A 23568-nucleotide genomic window follows, 5' to 3' on the forward strand; every position below is an offset into this window, starting at 1 on the left:
AATACTCACGAAACACTGCAGGGGAACAGTGCCCCAGCAACACCGAAGTGTTGCTGTTTTTTTGACGCCGCTATTTAACCGCGGAAGTAACGTTGCGCAACGAAAGGCATTTTTGCAACGAGCATGGGGACTTTCTTGCCGCGCACCATTGCCCACACCGGTGTATTCAGCGCCGTGTAATCGTTATGCAGATAACCCATGGCCAGTGGGCCAGCCAGCGAAGGGCCAAAGCCGCCGCTGCATACCGTGCCGATGACCGCGCCCTGTTCATCGACGATCTCGGTACCTTCGCGCACGGGCGTGCGCTCCTGCGGAAGCAGGCCGACTCGCTTCTTGCTGACACCGCTCTGTTGCTGGGCAAAGATGCGCTCGGCTCCCGGGAAGCCGCCTGCACGCGCACCGTCGGCGCGACGCACTTTGGAAATCGCCCATAGCAGACTGGCCTCGATCGGCGAGGTCTGCGTGTCCATGTCATGGCCGTACAGGCACAGACCGGCTTCCAGCCGCAGCGAATCACGTGCACCCAGACCGATCGGGGCCACTTCCGGCTCATCCAGCAGGCGACGTGCCAGGGCTTCAGCCTGTTCGGCAGGCACCGAAATTTCATAGCCGTCTTCGCCGGTATAGCCCGAGCGACTGACATAGCATTTGACGCCCAGCAGCGTGACGCTGTTGAACTGCATGAAGGTCATTTTGGCGACTTCCGGGGCGAGGCGTGCCAGTACGGTTACAGCGGCAGGCCCTTGCAGCGCGAGCAGGGCGCGTTCTTCAAACAGTGGTTCGATTTTGCAATGCCCGGCCAGGTGCCTGCACAAGTGCGCCAGGTCCTGATCCTTGCAGGCCGCATTGACCACCAGCATCAACTGGTCGTTACCGAGATTGGCAACCATCAGGTCATCGAGAATGCCGCCGTTCTCGTCGGTGAACATCGCGTAACGCTGCATGCCGACCGGCAGGTCAATGATGTCTACCGGCACCAGGGCTTCCAGCGCCTTGGCGGCGTCTGCACCGGTGAGGCGAATCTGGCCCATGTGCGAGACATCGAACAGACCGGCCTGAGCGCGGGTGTGCAGGTGCTCTTTCATTACGCCCGCCGGGTATTGAACAGGCATGTCGTAACCGGCGAAGGGCACCATCTTCGCGCCGAGTTCGCGGTGCAGGGCGTGCAGGGGAGTGGTCAGCAGTGATTCTGTGGACATGTTCGATTCCTTGTTGAGCGGGTCATACCGGTGGCACTGCCTGTGCGTGCAGCGCAATCAGGCAGTGCCAGGCAGCGGCTGTCACGCTTCCTGATAGTTCTCGATGGACGGGCAGGCGCAGACCAGGTTGCGGTCGCCGAAGACGTTGTCGACACGACCGACCGGAGGCCAGTACTTGTTCTCGATCAGTGAATCGACCGGGTACACCGCCTGTTCGCGGCTGTAAGGATGGCTCCACTGGCCGACGATTTCGGCAGCGGTGTGCGGCGCGTTTTTCAGCGGGTTGTCATCCTTGTCCAGGGTGCCGTTTTCAACTGCGCGGATTTCTTCGCGGATCTTGATCATGGCATCGCAGAAGCGGTCCAGTTCTTCTCGGGATTCACTCTCGGTCGGCTCGATCATCAGTGTTCCGGCGACCGGGAACGACATGGTCGGGGCATGGAAGCCGAAGTCGATCAGGCGCTTGGCCACGTCGTCGACGCTGATGCCGCTGCTGTCCTTGATCGGGCGCAGGTCGAGAATGCACTCGTGCGCGACCAGGCCGTTGCTGCCGGTGTAGAGCACCGGGTAATGCTCCTCCAGACGGCGCGAGATGTAGTTGGCGTTGAGAATCGCCAGTTGCGAAGCGCGCTTGAGGCCTTCACCGCCCATCATGCGGATGTACATCCAGGTAATGGGCAGAATGCTGGCGCTGCCGAACGGTGCCGCGCAGACCGCGCCTTCCTTGCGCTCCATGCGGGCATGACCGGGCATGAACGGGGCGAGATGGGATTTCACGCCGATCGGGCCAACGCCCGGGCCGCCACCGCCGTGGGGGATGCAGAAAGTCTTGTGCAGGTTGAGGTGCGACACGTCGCCGCCGAACTTGCCCGGTGCGCACAGGCCAACCATGGCGTTCATGTTTGCGCCATCAATGTACACCTGGCCACCGTTGTCATGAACGATGCCGCAGATTTCGCGAATGCCTTCTTCGAACACGCCGTGGGTCGACGGGTAGGTGATCATGATCGCCGCAAGCTGGTCGCGATGCTGAACGGCCTTGGCGCGCAGGTCTTCGATGTCGACGTTGCCACGTGCATCACAGGCGGTCACCACGACGCGCATACCGGCCATGTTGGCGGTCGCCGGGTTGGTGCCGTGCGCCGAGGAAGGGATCAGGCAGATGTCGCGATGTTCGTCGCCACGGCTCTGGTGATAGGCGCGGATCGCCAGCAGTCCGGCGTATTCGCCCTGCGAGCCGGCGTTCGGTTGCAGCGAGATCGCGTCGTAACCGGTGGCCGCACAGAGCATGGCCTCCAGCTCATCGGTCAGTTGCTGGTAGCCGGCGCTTTGCTCGGCCGGAGCAAACGGGTGCAGGTTGCCGAATTCGGCCCAGGTCACCGGGATCATTTCGCTGGCGGCGTTAAGCTTCATGGTGCACGAGCCCAGCGGAATCATGGTGCGATCCAGCGCCAGGTCCTTGTCGGCCAGCTTGCGCAGGTAGCGCATCAGCTCGGTTTCCGAGTGATAGCGGTTGAACACCGGATGACTGAGGATCGCTGACTGACGCAACAGCCCGGCCGGCAGGCGCGACTGCACGCTGTCTGCCAGCGCGGCGAAGTCCGGCAGGCTCTGGCCGTCGCTGGCGAAGATTGCCCACAGCGTTTCGACGGCCGACTGCGAGGTGGTCTCGTCCAGTGACAGACCCAGACGCTGGTCATCGATTTCGCGCAGGTTGATGTGCCTGGCGCGTGCGGCGGCATGCAGTGCAGCGGTTCTGTCGCCGGTGTGCAGGGTCAGGCTGTCGAAGAAAAATGCCTGCTCGGCCTTCAGGCCCAGCGCGCTCAGGCCTTCGGCAAGAATCGCGGTCAGCTGGTGAACGCGATTGGCGATCTGTGTCAGGCCGCGCGGACCATGGTAGACGGCGTACATGCTGGCGATGTTGGCCAGTAGCACCTGTGCGGTGCAGATGTTGCTTGTGGCCTTTTCGCGACGAATATGCTGTTCGCGGGTCTGCATGGCCAGGCGCAAGGCCTGCTTGCCGTGACGGTCCACCGACACGCCGACCAGACGGCCCGGCATGTCACGCTTGAACGCGTCGCGGGTCGAGAAGTAGGCCGCATGCGGGCCACCGAAGCCCAGTGGCACACCGAAGCGTTGCGCGCTACCGATTGCTACGTCAGCGCCGAATTCGCCTGGCGGGGTCAGCAGGGTGAGGGCCAGCAGGTCGGCAGCCACGGCAACCAGTGCGTTGCCCGCATGGAAGCGCTCGACCAGCTCGCGGTAATCGAACACGTCGCCATTGCTGGCCGGGTATTGCAGCAGCGCGCCGAAGTAATCGCTGACATCGCCCAGCTCGTGCTCATCGGCCACGACCACGGTAATGCCCAACGGCTCGGCGCGAGTACGCAACACATCCAGGGTTTGCGGGTGGCAGTGGCTGGACGCGAAAAACTGCTGGCTGGCCTTGTTTTTGCTCAAGCGTTTGCAAAAGGTCATTGCCTCGGCGGCGGCGGTGGCTTCGTCGAGCAGAGAGGCGTTGGCAATCGGCAGGCCGGTGAGGTCGCTGATCAGTGTCTGGAAATTGAGCAATGACTCCAGGCGGCCCTGGGAAATCTCTGGCTGATAGGGGGTGTAAGCGGTGTACCAGGCCGGGTTTTCCAACAGGTTGCGCAGAATCGGTGCTGGCGTGTGGGTGTTGTAGTAACCCTGGCCGATGTAGGTCTTGAACAGCTGATTCTTGCTGGCGATGGCCTTGATGGACGCCAGTGCATCGGCTTCGCTCTGCCCGGCAGGCAGGTTCAGAACGCTGGTGCCCTTGATGCTTTCCGGGATAACGCTTTCGCTCAGCGCTTCGATGGAATCGAAACCCAGTGTTTGCAGCATGGCCAGCTCGTCAGCCGCGCGCGGGCCAATGTGACGGGCAATGAATTCGTTGGCAGTGGTCAGTTCGATACGGTCAGTCATGGCGTGCTCCTCAGGCTTCGGCGTTGGCTTTGATCAGGCGGTCGTAGGCGTCCTGATCCAGCAGGCCGTGAATGGCGTTGGCGTCTTGTGGAACGAAGCGAAAGAACCAGCCCGCACCGAGGGCATCTTCATTGACCAGCTCCGGCGTGGCATCGAGGGCGGAATTGACCTCGACGACGTCACCGTCCAGCGGCATGTTGATGCTGCTGGCGGCCTTCACCGATTCCACCACCGACACTTCAGCGTGTTGAGTGTAGGCCTGTAATTCCGGGAGCTGCACGAAGACCACATCGCCCAGCGATTCCTGTGCGTAGGGCGTAATGCCGACCGTCACGCTGCCGTCGGTTTCGGCACGCAGCCATTCATGGTCAACGGTGAATCGCAAATCGCTCATACAAACTCCTCGGAGAACAGGGCTCGCGCAGCACGCGAACAATATGAGCCATGACCTAGCAATTTAGCGGCCATGTTTTATTTTCCTTTTTAAATCAATGGTTTGTATGTTCTTTGGCTACGCTTGTCGATATCGGGTGTAGCGAAAACGCTACGGTCGTCAGGTATTTGAAAATACCTGACTGATCAAGGCCTTGATGCATGGGGAGTGAGCTGTTTTGGAGCGAAATCGTTACGGTGGAGCGTTTTCGTTACGATCGGGCCGGCATGATTGCACCCGGCTACCAATGGCTATCACCCGGAACCCGTCGCTAGCGCGTCGGCAGTTACCCGACGCGGCTTGCCGGTGAGCACAAAAACGTCTCGAGCTCTTCAAGCGGTAATGGCTTGCTGATCAGATAGCCCTGAATTTGATCGCAATGGTTTTCGCGCAGGAACGCCAGTTGCTCTGGGGTTTCAACCCCTTCGGCGATCACCTGCAGGTCGAGGCTGTGAGCCAGCTCGATGATGGCTCTGGCGATGGCCGCGTCCTGTGGGTTGCTGGTCACCTCGCGAATGAATGCGATGTCGATTTTCAGCTTGTCGATAGGAAAGCGGCGCAGGTACGCCAGGCTTGAATAGCCGGTGCCGAAGTCGTCGATGGAAATACTCACGCGGTTGGCTCGCAGTGCTCCCAGGGTGGCGATGGTGTGTGCGGTATTTTCCATCAACGAACTTTCTGTCAGCTCGACCTCAAGCCACTGCGGCGCAACATTGTGTTTTTCGAGGGCCTGACGGATGTCGGCAACCAGGCTGCTGCTGGAAATCTGTTGCCCGGAGATGTTGACCGCGACCTGAAACGAGCCCAATCCGGAGCGTTGCCAGCGCGCAATCTGGGCGCAGACGCTGTCGACCACCCAGTTGCCGACTTCACCGATCAGGCCGAGGCTTTCCAGTACGGGGACAAATACGGCAGGCGAAACGCCTGGATGACCAGGGCGTGGCCAGCGCAACAGCGCCTCAAGTCCGCAGATACGGTCGTTGTTCAGGTCCAGCTTGGGTTGGTAGACGATTTCGAATGCCTGGTTGCGCACCGCTTCGCGCAGCGCGGCCTCAAGGTCCAGACGGGCCGAAACGTCGGCGTTCATCTGCGGCGTATAGAACCGGTAGTTGTCCGGGCCGATCTTTCGAGCGCTGTTCATGGCGGTGTAGGCATGTCTGATCAGCTCGCGCGAGTCTTCGCCATCCTCCGGGTACAGGGCAATGCCGATGCTGGCGGTCATGACCAGGCTCTGGCCTTCTATGCGGAAGGGCGCTCGCAATGCGTTGCGGATGCGTTCGAGCGTTTGCCGGGTATCCGCCTGGCCGGGACGAAGCATCAGAATCAGGGCGAACTGATCGCCGTCCACGCGGCCGAGGGTGTCGCTGGCATTCAGGCAGTTCGACAGTCGGCGGCTGACTTCCAGCAGCACCTCATCGCCCAGCACATGCCCCCAGGTTTCGTTGATGTTCTTGAAACCGTCGATATTGACTGTCAATGCCGCCAGCTTCCAGCGACTGATGGCCGCCTGGGTCATGCCCATTTGCAGGCTGGTAAAAAACAGATCCCGGTTGGGCAGGCCGGTCAGCGTGTCGTAGTGGGCCATGGTCAGCAGGCGCTGGTCGCTTTCCTTGCGCCGGGTGATGTCGCGCACGATGCCGACGATGACCCAGTCCTCGCCGGTTCGGTAGGCCTGGCGATGGATTTCGACCTCGACATCCCGGCCGCTCTTGTCGCGAATCTGGGTTTCCAGCGGTTCGCTGGGGCCTTTGCCGGCGATGATCTGGTCATACACGACCTCAAGCTGCTCCATGGACGTCTCGCCCAGTTCCGCAGGTGTCTTGTGCGACAGCTCCTCGGCGGTGTAGCCCAGCAACTGGCAGGCCCGGCGGTTGAATTCGATCAGGCTCATGGTGTTGCGGTTGATCAGGAAGATCGCGTCTTCGGAGGCGTCCATTACCGTGCGAAAACGCTCGAGATCGATGGTGCGCTGCTGCAACTGATCTTCGAGGATCAGGCTGTGGCTCTTCAGGTAGTCGCCGAACGCCTTGAGACGCAGCAGGTTACGCACGCGCAGCCACAGTTCGGCGCTGTCCACAGGCTTGTTGAGGTATTCCTCGGCCCCCGCTTCCAGCCCTGAAAGACGGGAACTCTGGTCGTCGAGTGCCGAGAGCATGATGATCGGTATATTGGCGGTGCCCTTTTCGGCCTTGAGCTGGCTGGCGACTTCATAGCCGTCCATGCCCGGCATCATGATGTCCAGCAGAATCAGGTCGGGTGCCTGTCGTTTGATCATGGCCAGCGCCAGCTCGCCTGATTCCGCCGTCAGTGTCCGGTAACCCTGGTTCTGCAAGAGAACCTCCAGCAGGTCCCGGACATGGACGTCGTCATCGATAATCAGGATGGTCGCGGCGCTCTGGGTCATATCGAATGCTCAGGTAATGGGCTGTTGAGGCAGATTTTTTTCCAGCAGTGTGTCGATGACCCGGTACAGCTCCTTGTAGCGCAACGGCTTGATGACATAAGCGTTGCAGCCCGCCAGGCGGATCTTCTCCTTGTCTTCCTTCATGGCCATCGCGGTCAGTGCGACCACCGGGATCGCGGCGGTGCCGGCGTCTTTCTTCAACAGCGCTGTGGCGGTCAGGCCGTCCATTTCCGGCAGATGGATGTCCATCAGGATCAGGTCGGGCTGACGCTCGCGAGCCAGTTTCAGGCCGGTTTCGGCATCGACGGCCGACAGCACAGTGTGCCCGGCGCTGGTCAGCAATAGTTCTGCCAGACGCATGTTCGCCGCATTGTCTTCAATGATCAGGATCTGGGCCATCGCGCCTCCGCTGATTCAGGTGAGCGGATGGGCAGCCAGACCACGAAGCGTGCGCCGAGGTCCTTCACGCTGGCGACCGCGACGCAGCCGCCGTGAAGTTCGGTCAGTTGCTTGACCATCGCAAGACCCAGTCCGGTGCCTTCGAATTTGCGTGCCAGGCCGCTGTCGATCTGGCTGAACGCCTTGAACAGCTTGTTCATGTCGCTTTGGGCGATGCCGATTCCGGTGTCGCTGACACTCAGTTCCAGAAACTGCTCACAGTCACCGGATGGAAGCGCAAACCCGTAGGTCGGCCAGTCACCGTCGATAAGACCTGCCTGGGAAGCCGGCACCAGACGCACCGCCAGCGTCACCCAGCCACCGGGCTCGCTGAATTTCACGGCGTTGGCCAGCAGGTTGTAGACGATCTGCTTGGTCTTGCGTCGATCGAGCTCAAGCTCACCGAATTCGGCCTCTGTTTCCAGTTTCAGCTGAATGTGTTGCAGGGCGGCTTGCTCACGCACGATCAGCAGGCTGTTGCTCAGCAGTTCGTCCAGATCGACCGACTCGAGCTCCAGCGTCATCATGCCGGCCTCGACCTTGGACAGGTCGAGGATGTCATTGATCAGCGACAGCAGGTGCTGGCCGCTGTTGAAGATATCGCCTATGTAGCGTCGCTGGGCATCGGTCATGTCGCCGACCATGCCGTCCCTGAGTGCCTCGGAGAAACCGATCACGGCGTTGAGCGGGGTGCGCAACTCGTGCGACATGGTGGCAAGAAACTCGGACTTCATGTGGCTGGCGTGTTCCAGCTCGATATTCTTTTCTTCCAGCGTTCGCTCGAAACGCTTGCGCTCGGTCACGTCGCGGGCCGCGGCGAAGACACCCTTTAGCTTGCGGTCACGGTCATGAAAGGTCGCGGCGTTGTAGGACACCACGGTTTCAGTGCCGTCGTAGGCGCGCACGGTGAGTTCGTAGTCACTGACCTTGTGCTCGCTGAGCACGCGCTTGATGGCGGCATCGGCACTCGCCGGGTCGGTGAAGAAGTTCTTGCAGGGCGCGCCGATCAATTCGTCGCGGGTGCGCCCGGTCAGCGCCATCATCTGCTTGTTGACGTCGGAAATGATGCCTTGCGGGTCGGTCATCATCAGCGCATCGATGTTCGACTCGATCAGTGAGCGGGTATAGAACTGTTGGTCCCGCAAGCGCTGATCGAGCAAGGCCTGAGCTTCTTCCTCCTGCTTGCGCGCGGTGTTGTCGGTGCCGATCAGCAGATAACCGATGATGGTTTCGGCGCTGTCGCGCAGTGACGTGACCGAGACCATGGCCGACAGGCGGCTGCCATCCTTGCGGATGTAGGTCAGTTCGTAGATGTCTTCGATGCCGCGCGAAGCCTTGAATACCAGGGCTTCGAAGCCCGGCGTGATGGGCGTGTTGAGTTCATGGCTGAGGGCCGCCGCGCGGATGATGAGCTCGGCGGGGTCGGAGATGTCCGCAGGTGTGATCTTGTCGACCACGTCCTCGGAGTGATAGCCGAGCATCCGTTCGGCGCCGACATTGAATATCTGGATAACGCCGTGCTCATCGGTTGCGATGCTGGAGAAGTAGGCGCTGTTGAAAATTGCGTCCTGCAGCGCGCCGGTCTTGAGAAGGATTTTCTGACGGCGAGATTCGACGATTTTTTCAGCGCGAGACTGAGCGTCGACAAGCGGGCGGTCCACTGGCGAGGTTGGCATATGACTTCCCGGTACTACCTGACCTTTTTGCCATTACGGCCGTAATCACACTACGGACATCCATTCAAATGGATGATAAGAGGTTCATGGACGATACCAGATCGTTATCGGCAAACTAGTTATTAAATGAATCCTTTCGGAATATATTTTCGATGAGCGACTTCAATCGACTAACGCTTGCCAGGAATTCCATATTTTCGCAGGCGATGAGCGATGGCGGTGTGCGAAGTATGCAGGCGATTGGCCAGTTGGCGGGTGGAAGGGTAATCCGCGTAAAGCTTTTCCAGCAGATTCCGCTCGAAGGCTTCGACGGCATTTTCGAGGCTGTCGATCGGGCTGTCGTTCTGACGCGCCACTGCGGTGCCGGCGATATCCAGGTCGCCTATATCCACTTGAGTGTGTTCGCAGATGGCAGCTGCGCGAAAAATCACATTCTGTAATTGCCGCACATTGCCTGGCCAGCGGTTGCCGAGCAGTGCAGGGTAGGTGCCGGGTGCAAGCCTGCAGACCGGGCGCTGAATCTGTGCGCATGCCTGCTCCATGAAGTATCGGGCCAGCAGCAGAATGTCCTGACCGCGCTCGCGCAACGGTGGAACCTCAAGATTGAGGACATTAAGGCGGTAGAACAGGTCTTCACGGAAGGTGCCTTCGCTGACCATCTTTTCCAGATCGCGGTGGGTGGCGCTGAGAATGCGCACATTGACCCGTACTTCGCGATCGCCACCGACGCGCCGGAAGCTGCCATCGTTGAGAAAACGCAGCAGTTTGGCCTGCAGATAGGGTGACATTTCGCCGATTTCATCGAGAAATACGCTGCCCTGGTTGGCCAGCTCCATCAATCCCGGTTTGCCGCCACGCTGTGCCCCGGTAAACGCTCCCGGGGCGTAGCCGAACAGTTCGCTTTCGGCGAGGTTCTCCGGCAACGCCGCGCAGTTGAGGGCCAGAAACGGTTCGCCGTGGCGTGCGCTGCTGGCGTGACAGGCCCGGGCGACCAACTCTTTGCCGGTGCCGGTTTCGCCCTGAATCAGCAGCGGTGCGTCCAGCGCCGCCACCCGTTGCGCGCGTGCCTTGAGAGTGCGGATGGCGGCCGAGTCGCCGAGCAGAGCGTCGAAACCTTCGGCGTGATCATGGTGCAATGCCGACAGGCGTTCGCCGATTCGGCTGGGCAGGTACAGGGTAATCAGCGCGCCGGCCTCGGTGATCGGCGTGGCATCCAGCAGCAGTGCTTCACCATTGAGGGTGATCTCGCGCAGCGGCAGGCGAAAGCCGTTTTCCAGCAACGCGACGTGCAGACTGGGGTCGCTGAACAGCTCACCGATCGATTCGCCCGCCGGCTCCCTGCCGATCAGTGCAATGAGTGCCGGGTTGGCCAGCAGCACGTGCCCGGCGCTGTCCAGTGCCAGCACCGGATCGGTCATGGCGGCGAGCAACGCGTCCAGCTGCAAGTGGCGACGCTGACCCGGAAGGATGTCGACCACGGTGATCGCTTCCACACCACGGACCCGAAACAGCGCGTCCTTGAGCTCTTCGAGCATTTGATGGCTGAGCGTCGGCGCATCGATGTACACGTTGGGCGGTACCATCTCCACCGCGTCCAGATTCAGATTGCGTCCACCCAGAATCGCCAGCACTTCCTGGGTGATACCGACGCGGTCGATGAAGCTGACATGGATGCGCATGAGGCGTTGACGGTTCGCGAATGAGAAGGCGGCAAGTATGCCTTGTGGCGGCAGGTTTGGTGAAATCCGCTGGTGTCCTTGCAGACACCTGTCACTCTTCACGCTCCTGCAGGCACCTATCGTTCCTCACGGCCCAGTGGAATGCCCTTCGTGACGCTCTGCGTCATGGATTTATGCCATGCCGCCTATTCAGGAGAGGACGCAGAGCGTCCAGAACGGCATACCCACGCGGAGCATGGGCACGATGGTGTTTTCCGATGCCTGATTCCTCCAGCTACTGCCCGCTGGTGTTCTCCAGGCCTCGGCTGCGCTGGCTTACTCCAGATGCTCCGGTTTAACCGGGTCGCCTGACTTGGCGTGGAGTTTGTCGCGAATGTCCGCGAACATTCGGTCATAGTCCTTGTGCTGGGCGATGGGCAGTGCGGCCGAGTTGGGCAAGCCGTGCCTTATCGCGATGCGACTCGCGTCATGGGCGAAGTTGAAGGCAAGGTCACGGGGCAACTGGAATTGCTCCTCGAACGGCTTGCCGTTGATTTCGCCCTGCATGGTGAAGTGCATGGACGTGCCTTGCTTGGGATCTTCCTCCACGTTGTAGCGCAAGTGGATGTCATAGCTGATATCCGACGGTTGAAGCGCCACGTGGGTGAGGTGCAGATGGCCTGGCTCGTACATGAAGTGACTCCATCAAGGGGTGAGTGTGCTCAGTCTGACACTGACCGAGACAGGACGGTTCAGCCTTGCGCAGGGTGCCACGCGCATCATGCCTGCGCTCAACGCTCTATCTTGTCCGGCTCCGGCCTCGACCAGATCCATAGATTGCCCAGCGCCATCCCCGTGAGTGCCAGGTACAGCCACCAGGCATGGCCGATCAGGCTCAGCATCACCACGGCACAGACAAGCATGCTGATGGTAGCGCTGATCTTGGCCTTTCGCGCGACCAGTCGGCCGTTACGCCAGTTGTACAGTATCGGTCCGAACACCCGGTGATTTTCCAGCCAGGCGTTCAGTCGCGGCGAACTGCGTGTTGCCGCCCAGGCGGCCAGCAGAATGAACTCGGTGGTTGGCAGGCCGGGAACGAAGATCGCAACGATGCCTATGCCCAGCGCGGTGTAGGCGAGGATGCCGTATAAAAGGCGTGAAAGTCTTGAGCCGGGTGGTTTGTACGTCATGGTCTCTACAGGCAGGTTCGGGGAGCCCGGCCAGCTTAACAGCACCGGGCGCTTTTTCATGCCTGTGCCATGTCTGCAACGGGAGCATCGGCGTAGGCGTACTGCAGCAACACGTTGAAACGCTCGAATGCGGCGATGGCGCCGCGATCGAGTTCTGCTTCCTGTTCGGCAGTCAGTGGCAGTTCATCAAGCGTTCGGACAAAGGCTTTCCAGCCTGCAGCCCGGCCTCCGGCAGGCTCGCCCAGGTGCCGCGCGCCGAAGCTGTCGCTCAGGTTCAGGGCCTGGGCACGTTTGATCAGGAATGCTGCACCGAGCTTGGAGCCCTCGGAGACGAACAGCCAGCCGAGCGCTTCAGCGCTGCTCGGCTTTTGTACCGCGCCCGCCACCGGCAGGGGAAGGTCCATGTTCAGGTCGGCAAGGTCTGCTCTGGCCTGTTCGGCCCGGCAGCGGGCCGGCAGGTCGCTGATGATCGTTTGAAGCGCGGGGTCGCTGTACAGGGGTTGCAGCTCTTTCTGGAACAGGTACTGGGCAACCACGAAGCGCGAATAGCTGGCCAGGGTGTCAAACGGCGCATGTGCCTTGACCGCCTTGTCGAGCTGTTCATGCGGCGCGTGGGTGATCTGGCTCAGGCGTTGCGAACGCAGGGTCGGTCGGTTCTGATCAAGGGGCATCGTAGTCTTCCTTGCTGAAAAAGGGCTTGTTGAATAGACGAACAGTCAGGCCCGAAAGCGTAAAAAAAGCCTGCCGCTCGATCATCCAGCGGCGGGCTTTCAGAGACGTTCGGGCTCAGATGTCCCACACCACGTTGACGCTGAAATTGCGTCCCGGCTGGGTCAGGCGATCGAGGTTGGCGGGTGCGGTTACGCCGGCTTCTCCCACGCCGTCGTAGCCGCGCACATCGTCCCAGCGCCAGTATTTTTTATCGGTCAGGTTGTACAGGCCTGCGTTGACGGTCACGTCATCACTGACCTTGTAGTAGCCGGTCAGGTCCAGAATGCCGAAGCCCGGTGTCCTGAACTGGCTGGAGGTGCCGTCCGGCGTGTGGAAGTTGCTGTCATCCACGCGGTTCTTGCGCTTGACCAGAGTCCAGCTCAACAGACCGCCGTAGTGATCGCGGTCATAACCGAGCCCCATGACACCGGTCAGCGGGTTGACGCTGTTGAGCGGCTCGCCCGTGTCGTCGTTGCGGCCGTGCAGATAGGCGACCGAGGCCTGGCTGTAGAGACCGTTCGGCGCACCCAGGCTGTCGAGGTTCAGACGGCCTTTGAGTTCGGCGCCTTTGAGGGTGGCGTGGCGTATGTTGTTGGACTGGAAGGTGAGTTCGCTGTAGCCGGGAGTGATGGCGTCTTCGTTGATGAAGTCGCGGTACTTGTTGTAGAACACCGCGATGTCGAACGAGCCGGACTCGAAGCGACCGCGCAGCCCGGTTTCGTAACTTTTACTCGTTTCGGGCTTCAGGTTCGGATTGGGTTCGACCACGTACCCGGCGGTCGGGTTTGCGAAGCGTCCGTACAGTGACTTGGCTGAAGGCGTGCGGAAGCCCTCGGCATACTGGCCGTACCACGTGTAGGCATCGCTGAGTGCGTACGTCACGCCCAGCTTGGGTGACAGGCGATGCCAGGTTCGCGTTTCATCGTTCGCTTGGTCTGGGTCGGTCAGGCTGACCGATCTGAGGAATTGCGAGGTGAATGTCGGATCGAGCCGGGTATGGTCGTAGCGCACGCCGGGCAGGAAGGTCCAGTCATTCCAGCTGATCTGGTCCTGCGCAAACAACGCGTAGCTGGTGATGGTCGGGTCGGGGAAATCACTCGTTGCGGCCAGTCGGTCACTCGGGCTGTCTGCACCGACAGCGCGGCAGGAGCCGAAGACTCGCGCACAAGTGCCGCTGCCGCTGCGCAATCCGGTCACTTTCTGGCGCTTGATCGTTGTGCCGTAGGTCAGCACGTGGTCGGTGCTGGCAACGGAGAATGCCTTGTCCAGCTGGGCATCGAACACCCACTGCTTTTCCTGATACTGCGTGTCGCGTTCACGAATGACATCGCGGGAGAACGGAAAGTAACGTTCCCGGGTGCTCTGATCGGTTTTCGCGATCTGATAGTTCAAGCTCCACTTGACGTTGTCGACCAGCAGGTTGTCGAGGGCGAAGCTGTTTTCGATCCCAAAGCGCTCGCGGGTGATGGTGTCGTTACCTTCGCGCGCCTGATACATCCCCAGACCGCTGCCGTTGGCGAATGGCCCGCCGACTGCGCTTTTCAGATTGCTGTCGCGGTCGTCCTTGTACTTTTCATAGGCCAGCGCCAGACGCGAACCGTCGCCGTAATTCCAGCCCAGTTTGCCCAGCACATTGGTACTGCGCGCATCCTCAGGGTTGGCTTGCGTGCGGCTCAATCCGCTACCGCCGGTGCTGCCATAGGATTCGGTTTCATGGCCATTGCGCTGGCTGAGGTGCAGCAAGCCGTCGAACTCGCCCTGACGGCCTGCGACGGTGGCCGAGTTGAGCCAGCTTTGGTCTGCCGAGCTGTAGCCGGTTTTCAGCCGCGCGCCGACATTCCTGCCGGGCTTGATGATGTCGTCCGGGTCCAGTGTGTAGTAGCTGACCACACCACCAATGGCGCTGCTGCCGTACAGGGCCGAAGCGGGACCGCGGAGGATTTCCACGCGCTTGACGATCTCCGGGTCCACATAGTTGCGGTGAGTCTGTGCATAGGGACCGGTGAAAAAGCTGTCGGGCACCTCGACGCCGTCGACCTGGGTCAGGATCCGGTTGCCGTCGATGCCGCGAATGTTATAGCCGGTCGTGCCCGCACGCTGGCCTGCGCCACCCACCGAGACCCCCGGCTCGTAACGCATCAGGTCGCGGAGCGTGTTGACGTTGTCGCGGTCCAGTTCCTCACGGGAATGTACGCTGACAGTGCTCGGCACCGTGGCGACATCCTGGGCCTGGCGTGTGGCGCTGACAGTGATCTGATCCAGCGCCATGACGCCAGCGGTGGGGGCGCGTTTTTCCAGCACGACGCTGTTGTTGCCCAGATTGCGGTAGCTCAGCAAGCTTCCGGAAAGCATGCTGTCCAGCGCCTGGGCAGCGCTCAGTTCCCCGCTGGCCCCAGGGGAGATGACGTTTTGGGCCAGGCCCGCCGACATGCCTACCTGCCAGCCGGTCACGCGGCTGAACTCGTTCAGCGCCGATACCAGGGGTTGCTGACTGATCGAGAAGGGGTAGGTGGCCGCCGGGCGGGTCGCATGAGTACTTTCACTGGCAGCACTGGCGTTTGTCAGCTGCAGACTGGCGCCCAGTACCGCAATCGTCAGCAGAGAAAGCGTAAGCCTTGCGCGTTGTCGGGCGACAGGCGTGAACGTGGATGACATCGGTAGCGCTCCCTGGGGTGTTGCTCGTCATAGTGTTTACAAGCTGTTTCACAATGAGAATCAGTTGCATTGGCTATGACTAGACGAACGGCCAGTCGCTATCGAGTAAAAAAACTTTTCTTCAGTTGAGAATCACCAGCGCGGGCATTTCGTGAATGCTTGCCGACGTGATCTGCGCCAGCGAACGCACCACGTCGAGCGGGTTGTCCAGGCGGTAGTTGCCGGTTACGGCAACACGGTCCAGTTGCGCATTGGTGCTGACGATCCAGCCTGGATAGTAACGGCGCAGCTCAGCCAGTACGTCGCCCAGCGGGGAGTTGTCGAAGATCAGTCGGCCCTGCACCCAGGCCAGGTCCCGGGCCGGGTCAAGCTTTTCACGCTGCCCAAACCCGTCAGGCCCCACGCGAACGCTGTCTCCAGCGCCCAGACTGAGGCTGGAGTCGCCATGGCTGGCGTGCACGTCGACAGCGCCGCGTTGCACGTGTACCTGCGCGACGCCGTTCAGGTAGCGCACCGAAAACGCGGTGCTGTTGGCGCTCATGCGCACCGGGCCTGCTTCGATTTCCAAGGGCAGCCCGGGCCTGGGCGTGACATCGAAGAAGGCTTCACCCTGGTACAAGCGGGCAGAGCGCTGTTTTTCTCCGACCTGACTGGAGAAAGCCGAATCAGTATTGAGCAGCACCTTCGAGCCGTCCGCCAGTTCCAGGCGCTGGCGTTCACCGACGACCGTCAGATGATCGGCCTGCAGGCGCAAGGGCAGATTGCTGAAGCTGAACAACCCCAACAGCAGCACCGCAGCAGTGGCCAGAGGTTTCCAGTGGGAACGGGCACGCTGCCATGCCGAGCGCTTGCGCGGTGGTGCGATATTTTCGGCTGCGCACCGAACCGGCTGCGAGCTCCAGAGCGTCCGGGCCTTCTCGAATGCGCGAGCGTGGTCGGGATCGGCATTCAGCCATTCCTGAAAACGCGCCTGATGCGCATCGTCTGCGCCTTCCAGCTCGATCAGCCAGGTCAGGGCCTGATCCATTGCAGCGTTGCTCAACACGTCCTGCGCGATCGCGTGCGGACGTTCTGTTTTCGGGGCCACGGTGTTCCTCGGCAATCCTGAAACTGTATCGATATGAGTGTGGCAGCGTGCGGCAGGGTTCAGGGCGGGTCAAGCCTGGAAAGGACGCCTATGCAGATCGCCATGATCAGTTTCAATTCTTTTTGTACGGTACTGGCAGAGACCTGCAACTGCTCGGCAATTTCCAGATAGCTGCGGCCATCGAGGCGGCTGAGGGTAAAGATTTTCTGCTGGCGCGGGCTCAGCGTGCTCAGACTGGCGCTCAGGTTCTCCAGCAGGCGCTTGGCGTGTGCAGCATCTTCGGGCGAGCCCAGCTGGGCCACGACATTTTCGAGCCGTGCAGGCGACACGTCTTCGAGCATGGTGCGGCCGTGGATGCGCCGCGCACGCAAATGATCCAGCGCCAGGTTGCGAGCGGTCTGGAAAACGAAGGGTTCAAGATGAGCGACCGGGTGTTCGGTCAATGCACGGCTGACGCGCAGCCAGGTTTCCTGAAGCAGGTCTTCAGCAGCGCTTTGATTGCCAACCATGCGTTGCAGAGTACGTAACAGGACCGGGCGCTGGGCCAGAAACACGTTGTTGAAGTCTGAGTGCGACACGAAGGAGCCCGACCGGAGATTCGAGCAAATGATAATGCTTCTCATCTTCTGGGCGGGTCAAGCCTGGATCTGTAAATATTTGTCCGCCAGAGGCGCGCTCAAGACCGCGCGAGGACGCCCGAAGCCGCATGCCCACGCAGTGCATGGGCATGAGAGCAGGCGCTTGTCTGGACGTCTGTCCTTTACTGCGCGTTATGCAGTGCCAGGCAGTTGTCGAGCATGCGATTGGAAAACGCCCATTCGTTGTCGTACCACGACAGTACCTTGAGCAGCTTGCCGCTGACCTTGGTGTGGTTGGCGTCGAAGATCGACGACAGCGGGTTGTGGTTGAAGTCGTGGGAGACCAGCGGCAATGAGTTGTAACCGAGCACTTTGGAGTGCTGACTGGCTTCTTTCATCAGCGCGTTGACTTCATCGGCGGTGGTTTCGCGCTTCAGGGTCACGGTCAGGTCGACCAGCGAAACGTTGATGACCGGTACGCGCACAGCCATGCCGGTGAGTTTGCCTGCCAGCTCCGGCAGTACCAGACCTACCGCTTCGGCAGCGCCGGTCTTGCTCGGGATCATCGACTGCGTGGCCGAGCGGGCGCGGTACGGATCGGTGTGATAGACATCGATCAGGTTCTGGTCGTTGGTGTAGGCATGAATGGTGGTCATCAGACCGTTTTCGATACCCAGCTCGCGATGCAGCACTTGAGCGACCGGTGCCAGGCAGTTGGTGGTGCACGAGGCGCTGGAGATGATCTGGTGCGACTGGCGCAGCGTGTCGTGGTTGACACCATAGACGATGGTGGCATCGGCTCCGCTGGCTGGCGCGGAGATAATCACCTTGCGGGCGCCGGCGGTGAGGTGCGCGGCGGCCTTGTCACGGCTGGTGAACAGACCGGTGCATTCGAACACCACGTCGATGTCCTGCGCTTTCCAAGGCAGCTCGGCCGGATTGCGAATGGCACTGACCGAAATACGGTCACCATTGACGGTCAGGCTGTCCTTGTCGCACTCGACCGTGCCGCTGAAAGGGCCGTGTACGGTGTCGAAGCGCAGCAGGTGTGCGTTCATTTCGCTGTCGCCAAGATCGTTGATGGCGACGACCTGCAGGTCCTGACGGTAGCCTTGGGTATACAGTGCGCGTAGGACGTTGCGGCCGATTCGGCCAAAACCGTTGATTGCGATACGAAGAGTCATACAGCCGTCCTTCTGAATTTGTTGTTGGAATTACAAGATTATTCTCATAGAAATAGAAAACAAGCCTTTTTAGTGGCAATATTTTGTTTTATCTACAACTACAAGCCTGAAAGGCCCTCCCAGTTGATCGAGATCAGGGTTTTGCTCCCTGACAGTCACTGCTCGAAAACCGGAGCCGTCTTTACGGGTGACCTTAGACGTTAGCCTGGAGTTCATCACATGCATCCCCGCGTCCTTGAAGTAACCGAGCGTCTCATCGCCCGCAGTCGCGATACCCGTCAGCGCTACCTTCAATTGATTCGCGGCGCAGCGAGCGATGGCCCGATGCGCGGCAAGCTCCAATGCGCCAACTTTGCCCATGGCGTCGCCGCCTGCGGACCGGAAGACAAGCAAAGTCTGCGTCTGATGAACGCCGCCAACGTGGCCATCGTCTCTTCCTACAACGAGATGCTCTCGGCGCATCAGCCCTACGAACACTTTCCAGCCCAGATCAAACAGGCTTTACGTGACATTGGTTCGGTCGGTCAGTTTGCCGGCGGTGTGCCGGCCATGTGCGATGGCGTGACCCAGGGTGAGCCGGGCATGGAGCTGGCCATTGCCAGCCGTGAAGTGATTGCCATGTCCACGGCGATTGCCTTGTCACACAATATGTTCGACGCCGCCATGATGCTGGGCATCTGCGACAAGATCGTGCCCGGCCTGATGATGGGCGCCTTGCGGTTCGGTCATCTGCCGACCATTTTCGTGCCCGGCGGGCCGATGGTTTCAGGCCTCTCCAACAAGGAAAAAGCCGACGTACGGCAGCGTTATGCGGAAGGCAAGGCCACCCGCGAAGAGTTGCTCGACTCGGAAATGAAGTCGTATCACGGTCCGGGAACCTGCACCTTCTACGGCACCGCCAACACCAACCAGCTGGTGATGGAAGTGATGGGCATGCACCTTCCCGGTGCCTCGTTCGTCAATCCCTATACGCCCTTGCGTGATGCGCTGACGGCCGAGGCGGCCCGCCAGGTAACGCGTATGACCAAGCAAAGTGGCAGCTTCATGCCGATCGGCGAGATCGTCGACGAGCGCTCGCTGGTCAATTCCATCGTTGCGCTGCACGCGACTGGCGGCTCGACCAACCACACGCTGCACATGCCGGCCATTGCCCAGGCCGCCGGCATTCAGCTGACCTGGCAGGACATGGCCGATCTGTCGGAAGTGGTACCGACCCTCAGTCACGTCTACCCCAACGGCAAGGCCGATATCAACCACTTCCAGGCGGCAGGCGGCATGTCGTTCCTGATTCGCGAGCTGCTGGCTGCCGGCCTGCTGCACGAAAACGTCAACACCGTGGCCGGTTACGGCCTGAGCCGTTACACCAAAGAGCCGTTCCTGGAAGACGGCAAACTGGTCTGGCGTGAAGGGCCGCTCGAAAGCCTCGATGAAAATATCCTGCGGCCGGTTGCCCGTCCGTTCTCGCCAGAAGGTGGCCTGCGGGTCATGGAAGGCAACCTGGGGCGCGGCGTGATGAAAGTGTCCGCCGTGGCTCCGGAACATCAGATCGTCGAAGCGCCGGCCAAGGTGTTCCAGGATCAGAAGGAACTGGCCGATGCCTTCAAGGCGGGTGAGCTGGAGTGCGATTTCGTCGCGGTGATGCGCTTCCAGGGGCCGCGCTGCAATGGCATGCCCGAGCTGCACAAGATGACGCCGTTTCTGGGGGTCCTTCAGGATCGCGGGTTCAAGGTTGCGCTGGTCACCGATGGACGCATGTCGGGCGCCTCGGGCAAGATCCCGGCGGCGATTCATGTCTGTCCGGAAGCGTTCGATGGTGGCCCATTGGCTCTCGTGCGTGATGGCGATGTGATTCGTGTGGATGGTGTAAAAGGCACGTTACAAGTTCTGGTCGAAGCGTCAGAATTGGCCGCCAGAGAACCGGCCATCAACCAGATCGACAACAGTGTCGGCTGCGGTCGCGAGCTTTTTGGATTCATGCGCATGGCCTTCAGCTCCGCAGAGCAAGGCGCCAGCGCCTTTACCTCTAGTCTGGAGACGCTTAAGTGAAGTTGGCCCTGGTCGGTGATATAGGCGGTACCAATGCACGTTTTGCCATTTGGGAAAACAGCACGCTGCATTCTGTCCGGGTATTCCCGACCATTGACTACGCGGGTCCGGAGAAGGCCATCGAAGTCTATCTGCAAGACCTGGAGCTGCAGCGCGGCGATATCGGTCATGTATGCCTGGCGGTCGCCGGACCGGTCGACGGTGATTTTTTTCAGTTCACCAACAGCCACTGGCAATTGAGCCGCGAGGCGTTCTGCGCCGACCTGCAGGTCGATGAACTGCTGTTGATCAACGACTTCACCGCCATGGCGCTGGGCATGACCCGGCTCAAGGACGATGAATACCTGACGGTCTGCCACGGTGTCGGCAAGCCTGACCGGCCGCGCGTGGTGGTGGGGCCGGGGACCGGGCTGGGCGTCGGTACGCTGATCAAACTCGAAGGCAGTAGCTGGATGGCGTTGCCGGGCGAGGGCGGGCATGCCGATCTGCCCATCGGGACTGCGCGCGAGGCGCTGCTGTGGACACGGCTGATGGCCGAACACGAGCATGTCAGCGCCGAGGTCGTGCTCAGCGGTGCCGGCTTGCTGTTGCTGTATCAGGTCAGTTGCGCGCTGGACGATATCGAGCCGGTGCTCAAATCGCCTGCGGCGATCACCACCGCCGCGCTCTCGGGCGACCCGGTAGCCGCGGCAGTGCTGGAGCAATTCTGCGTGTTTCTCGGCAGAGTGGTCGGCAACCATGTGCTGGCCCTGGGCAGCCTCGGCGGGGTTTATATCGTCGGTGGCGTGGTGCCGCGCTTTACTGAGTTCTTCATCAACAGCGGGTTCAAGCGCGCCATGGCCGAGAAGGGCGTCATGAGCGACTATTTCAAAGGTCTGCCGGTGTGGCTGGTAACGGCCGAATACCCTGGCCTCATGGGGTCGGGCGTGGCCCTGCAACAGGCGTTTGGTGCGCAGATCTGAGCGATATGGCATAACAACAAGAATTCACAGCCAGACAAGGACGCTTCAACTTGAGCCCAGTCAGTAAATCGATCCTGTTGGTGGATGACGATCAGGAAATTCGCGAGTTGCTGGACACCTACCTGAGCCGCGCCGGTTTCCAGGTGCGCACGGTGGGTGATGGCGCGGATTTCCGCCGGGCGTTCAATGACCAGCCAAGCGACCTGCTGATCCTTGACGTCATGCTGCCCGATGAAGACGGTTTCAGTCTGTGTCGCTGGATCCGCCAGCATCCGCGTCAGCCGCATGTGCCGATCATCATGTTGACTGCCAGTTCTGACGAGGCCGACCGGGTCATCGGCCTGGAGCTGGGAGCCGATGATTATCTGGGCAAGCCGTTCAGTCCGCGCGAGCTTCAGGCGCGCATCAAGGCGCTGTTGCGACGTGCCCAGTTCGGTCAGGAGCGTCCGGGTGGCGATGTGATCCTGTTTGATGAGTGGCGACTGGACATGGTCAGCCACCGGCTGTTTCACAATGACGGCGAAGAGGTGATTCTGTCCGGCGCCGACTTCGCACTGCTCAAACTGTTTCTCGACAACCCCCAGCAGATTCTCGACCGCGACACCATCGGCAACGCCACGCGTGGGCGAGAGCTGATGCCGCTGGAGCGGATCGTCGACATGGCGGTCAGCCGCCTGCGTCAGCGTCTGCGCGACACCGGCAAGTCGCCGCGTCTGATCCGTACCATTCGTGGCAGTGGTTACCTGTTGGCCGCGAACGTCAACTCGCAAGCGGGCAACGGCTATTAAACCGACAGCGGCAGGCGCGAAGAGAACCGGCCTGCCGCTGCCGCGCTCGTTGCTGGGCCGCATGTTGCTGCTGACCTTGCTGGCGGTTCTCCTGGCTCAGGCGCTGTCCAGTGTGATCTGGCTGTCACAGCTACGTGCCACGCAGATGGAGGGCCTGGTGACCAGTGCGCGCAGCCTGGCGTACTCGATGGCGGCCAGTGTCAGCTACTTTCGCTCATTGCCGCTGGCTTACCGGCCTATGGTGCTCGACCAGTTGCGCAGTATGGGCGGCACACGCTTCGTGGTGTCACTCAACGATCATCCGTTGGACATGCAGATCATGCAGCCCACTCCTCGCAAGCAGGCGGTGCTGGACGTGGTGGGCGAAGTGCTGCGCCAGCGTCTGGGCAATGGTCCGGACATCACCGTATGGTTTGCGCGGCCCGAAGATCTGAGGATCTTCAACAGCGGTCTGAAGCTCGACGAGCTGCCGCGTTCCTGGGCCCATTACGCGTTGACACTCGAGCCGGTGAACCCTCCGGTGCTGGTCACGCAAATCGAAATGGCGCCCGGCGAGTGGTTCTACATTGCCTCGCTACTGCCTGAACCCTACACCTCGCTGGAGGAGCAGGAACTGCCCCTTCAGCAGGTGTCGTTCATTGTCCTGACCAGCGCATTTCTGCTGTTGTTCATCGGGTTGCTGGTGCATTGGCAGAGCCGTCCGCTCAAGCGCCTGGCGCGGGCCGCACGGGACATGTCGCTGGGCGCGGATGTCGAGCCTGTGGTCGAGGGCGGCGGCAGCGAAGTCATCGAGGTCAGCCGGGCATTCAACGCCATGCGCACGCGGATCAGCCGCTACCTGACCGAGCGAGGCCAGTTGTTCAGTGCCATCTCCCATGATCTGCGTACGCCCATCACGCGTTTGCGCCTGCGGGTCGAGTTGCTCGAGGATGAGCAACTGCAACGCAAATTCAGTCGCGATCTGGACGAACTGGAATTGCTGGTCAAAGGCGCGCTGCAGTGCGTCAAGGACACCGATATCCATGAAAACATCGAGCCGGTGGACCTCAATGCGCTGCTTGAATGTCTGGTCGAACCCTGGCTGCTCGCTGATGGCAATGGACGTGTCACGCAGCAGGGTGAGGCACAGGCTGCCTATTCAGGCAAACCGCTGGCGCTCAAGCGCTGCATCGGCAACCTGATCGACAACGCGCTCAAATACGGTGACCGCGCGCACCTGAAGGTCGAAGACGATGCCCACGCGTTCGTGCTGCATGTCGACGATGAAGGCCCTGGCGTTCCCGAGCAGCGCCTTGAGCACGTTTTCGAACCGCATTTCCGCCTGGCAGGCAATCAGCAGCAGGGCTACGGCCTTGGCCTGGGCATCGCTCGCAACATTGCCCACAGTCATGGCGGCGAAGTCAGCCTGCAGAACCTGCGTGACGGAGGGTTGCGGGTAACGTTGTACCTGCCGAGAACTGCGGAATGACTGGTTGGGAAGTGGCTTTTGGCTAATGGTTGCAATCGGATTTAAATTGTCACCATCCTGTGACAATTGCGCGTCCCTTCGTTACTGTCGGCGCGTCAGGCTTGGTTAGACTCCCACGAAGCGCAAGCACCAGACTTGCTCATGC

At 60.7% G+C, this 23568-nt stretch carries 18 protein-coding genes; 4 read left to right on the plus strand and 14 right to left on the minus strand.

Annotated features, from left to right (window positions below):
* Positions 1-74: 74 nt before the first annotated feature.
* The 14 genes from gcvT to gap form a co-directional block, all read right to left on the minus strand.
* On the minus strand, positions 75-1199 hold the full coding sequence (gene gcvT / locus KBY08_RS08150; protein ID WP_024660496.1) for a glycine cleavage system aminomethyltransferase GcvT: 1125 nt from the start codon (positions 1197-1199) through the stop codon (positions 75-77).
* Positions 1200-1280: 81 nt separating this feature from the next.
* On the minus strand, positions 1281-4145 hold the full coding sequence (gene gcvP, locus KBY08_RS08155) for an aminomethyl-transferring glycine dehydrogenase (RefSeq protein WP_024660497.1): 2865 nt from the start codon (positions 4143-4145) through the stop codon (positions 1281-1283).
* 10 nt (positions 4146-4155) lie between these two features.
* A complete protein-coding gene (gene gcvH / locus KBY08_RS08160; RefSeq protein ID WP_011266823.1) occupies positions 4156-4539 on the minus strand; it encodes a glycine cleavage system protein GcvH in 384 nt (127 codons plus the stop codon).
* Positions 4540-4864: 325 nt separating this feature from the next.
* A complete protein-coding gene (locus KBY08_RS08165; RefSeq protein WP_004406686.1) occupies positions 4865-6982 on the minus strand; it encodes a putative bifunctional diguanylate cyclase/phosphodiesterase in 2118 nt (705 codons plus the stop codon).
* A 9-nt stretch (positions 6983-6991) separates the two neighbouring features.
* On the minus strand, positions 6992-7381 hold the full coding sequence (locus KBY08_RS08170; protein WP_004406684.1) for a response regulator: 390 nt from the start codon (positions 7379-7381) through the stop codon (positions 6992-6994).
* Positions 7366-9096, minus strand: coding sequence for a PAS domain-containing sensor histidine kinase (locus KBY08_RS08175; RefSeq protein WP_004406681.1), 1731 nt, complete (start codon positions 9094-9096; stop codon positions 7366-7368). The genes KBY08_RS08170 and KBY08_RS08175 overlap by 16 nt, the downstream gene beginning before the upstream one ends.
* A 170-nt stretch (positions 9097-9266) precedes the next feature.
* Positions 9267-10775 (minus strand): sigma-54-dependent transcriptional regulator, encoded by a 1509-nt coding sequence (locus tag KBY08_RS08180; RefSeq protein WP_004406678.1) that lies wholly within the window; start codon positions 10773-10775, stop codon positions 9267-9269.
* A gap of 315 nt (positions 10776-11090) precedes the next feature.
* A complete protein-coding gene (locus tag KBY08_RS08185; RefSeq protein ID WP_002552307.1) occupies positions 11091-11447 on the minus strand; it encodes a DUF5064 family protein in 357 nt (118 codons plus the stop codon).
* Between the two features lie 98 nt (positions 11448-11545).
* On the minus strand, positions 11546-12004 hold the full coding sequence (locus KBY08_RS08190) for a YbaN family protein (RefSeq protein WP_004406667.1): 459 nt from the start codon (positions 12002-12004) through the stop codon (positions 11546-11548).
* On the minus strand, positions 12001-12615 hold the full coding sequence (locus KBY08_RS08195; protein WP_024660498.1) for a biliverdin-producing heme oxygenase: 615 nt from the start codon (positions 12613-12615) through the stop codon (positions 12001-12003). The genes KBY08_RS08190 and KBY08_RS08195 overlap by 4 nt, the downstream gene beginning before the upstream one ends.
* 115 nt (positions 12616-12730) lie before the next feature.
* The gene (locus tag KBY08_RS08200; RefSeq protein ID WP_111522058.1) at positions 12731-15310 is read right to left on the minus strand and encodes a TonB-dependent receptor; all 2580 of its coding nucleotides are present in this window, start codon (positions 15308-15310) and stop codon (positions 12731-12733) included.
* 121 nt (positions 15311-15431) lie between these two features.
* Entirely contained in the window at positions 15432-16397 is a 966-nt protein-coding gene (locus KBY08_RS08205) for a FecR family protein (RefSeq protein WP_024640387.1), read from the minus strand.
* Positions 16398-16456: 59 nt separating this feature from the next.
* Positions 16457-16975 (minus strand): RNA polymerase sigma factor, encoded by a 519-nt coding sequence (locus KBY08_RS08210; protein WP_003415260.1) that lies wholly within the window; start codon positions 16973-16975, stop codon positions 16457-16459.
* Positions 16976-17157: 182 nt separating this feature from the next.
* Positions 17158-18159 (minus strand): type I glyceraldehyde-3-phosphate dehydrogenase, encoded by a 1002-nt coding sequence (gene gap, locus KBY08_RS08215; protein ID WP_024643214.1) that lies wholly within the window; start codon positions 18157-18159, stop codon positions 17158-17160.
* Between the two features lie 219 nt (positions 18160-18378).
* On the opposite strand from gap, the gene edd reads away from it, so the two are divergent.
* The 4 genes from edd to KBY08_RS08235 all read left to right on the plus strand — a co-directional run bounded on the left by edd (position 18379) and on the right by KBY08_RS08235 (position 23423).
* The gene (gene edd / locus KBY08_RS08220) at positions 18379-20205 is read left to right on the plus strand and encodes a phosphogluconate dehydratase (protein WP_004406660.1); all 1827 of its coding nucleotides are present in this window, start codon (positions 18379-18381) and stop codon (positions 20203-20205) included.
* Positions 20202-21167 carry a glucokinase gene (locus tag KBY08_RS08225; protein ID WP_111522057.1) on the plus strand — a complete coding sequence of 322 codons (966 nt, stop codon included), beginning with the start codon at positions 20202-20204 and terminating at the stop codon, positions 21165-21167. Before edd ends, KBY08_RS08225 begins: the two co-directional genes overlap by 4 nt.
* Positions 21168-21217: 50 nt before the next feature.
* Positions 21218-21955 carry a response regulator gene (locus KBY08_RS08230; RefSeq protein ID WP_011266831.1) on the plus strand — a complete coding sequence of 246 codons (738 nt, stop codon included), beginning with the start codon at positions 21218-21220 and terminating at the stop codon, positions 21953-21955.
* Between the two features lie 61 nt (positions 21956-22016).
* Positions 22017-23423 carry an ATP-binding protein gene (locus KBY08_RS08235; protein WP_024660500.1) on the plus strand — a complete coding sequence of 469 codons (1407 nt, stop codon included), beginning with the start codon at positions 22017-22019 and terminating at the stop codon, positions 23421-23423.
* The last annotated feature ends 145 nt before the right edge of the window (positions 23424-23568 follow it).

The organism is Pseudomonas sp. P135 (assembly GCF_020312125.1).
GTDB classification, from domain to species: Bacteria; Pseudomonadota; Gammaproteobacteria; order Pseudomonadales; family Pseudomonadaceae; genus Aquipseudomonas; species Aquipseudomonas fragariae.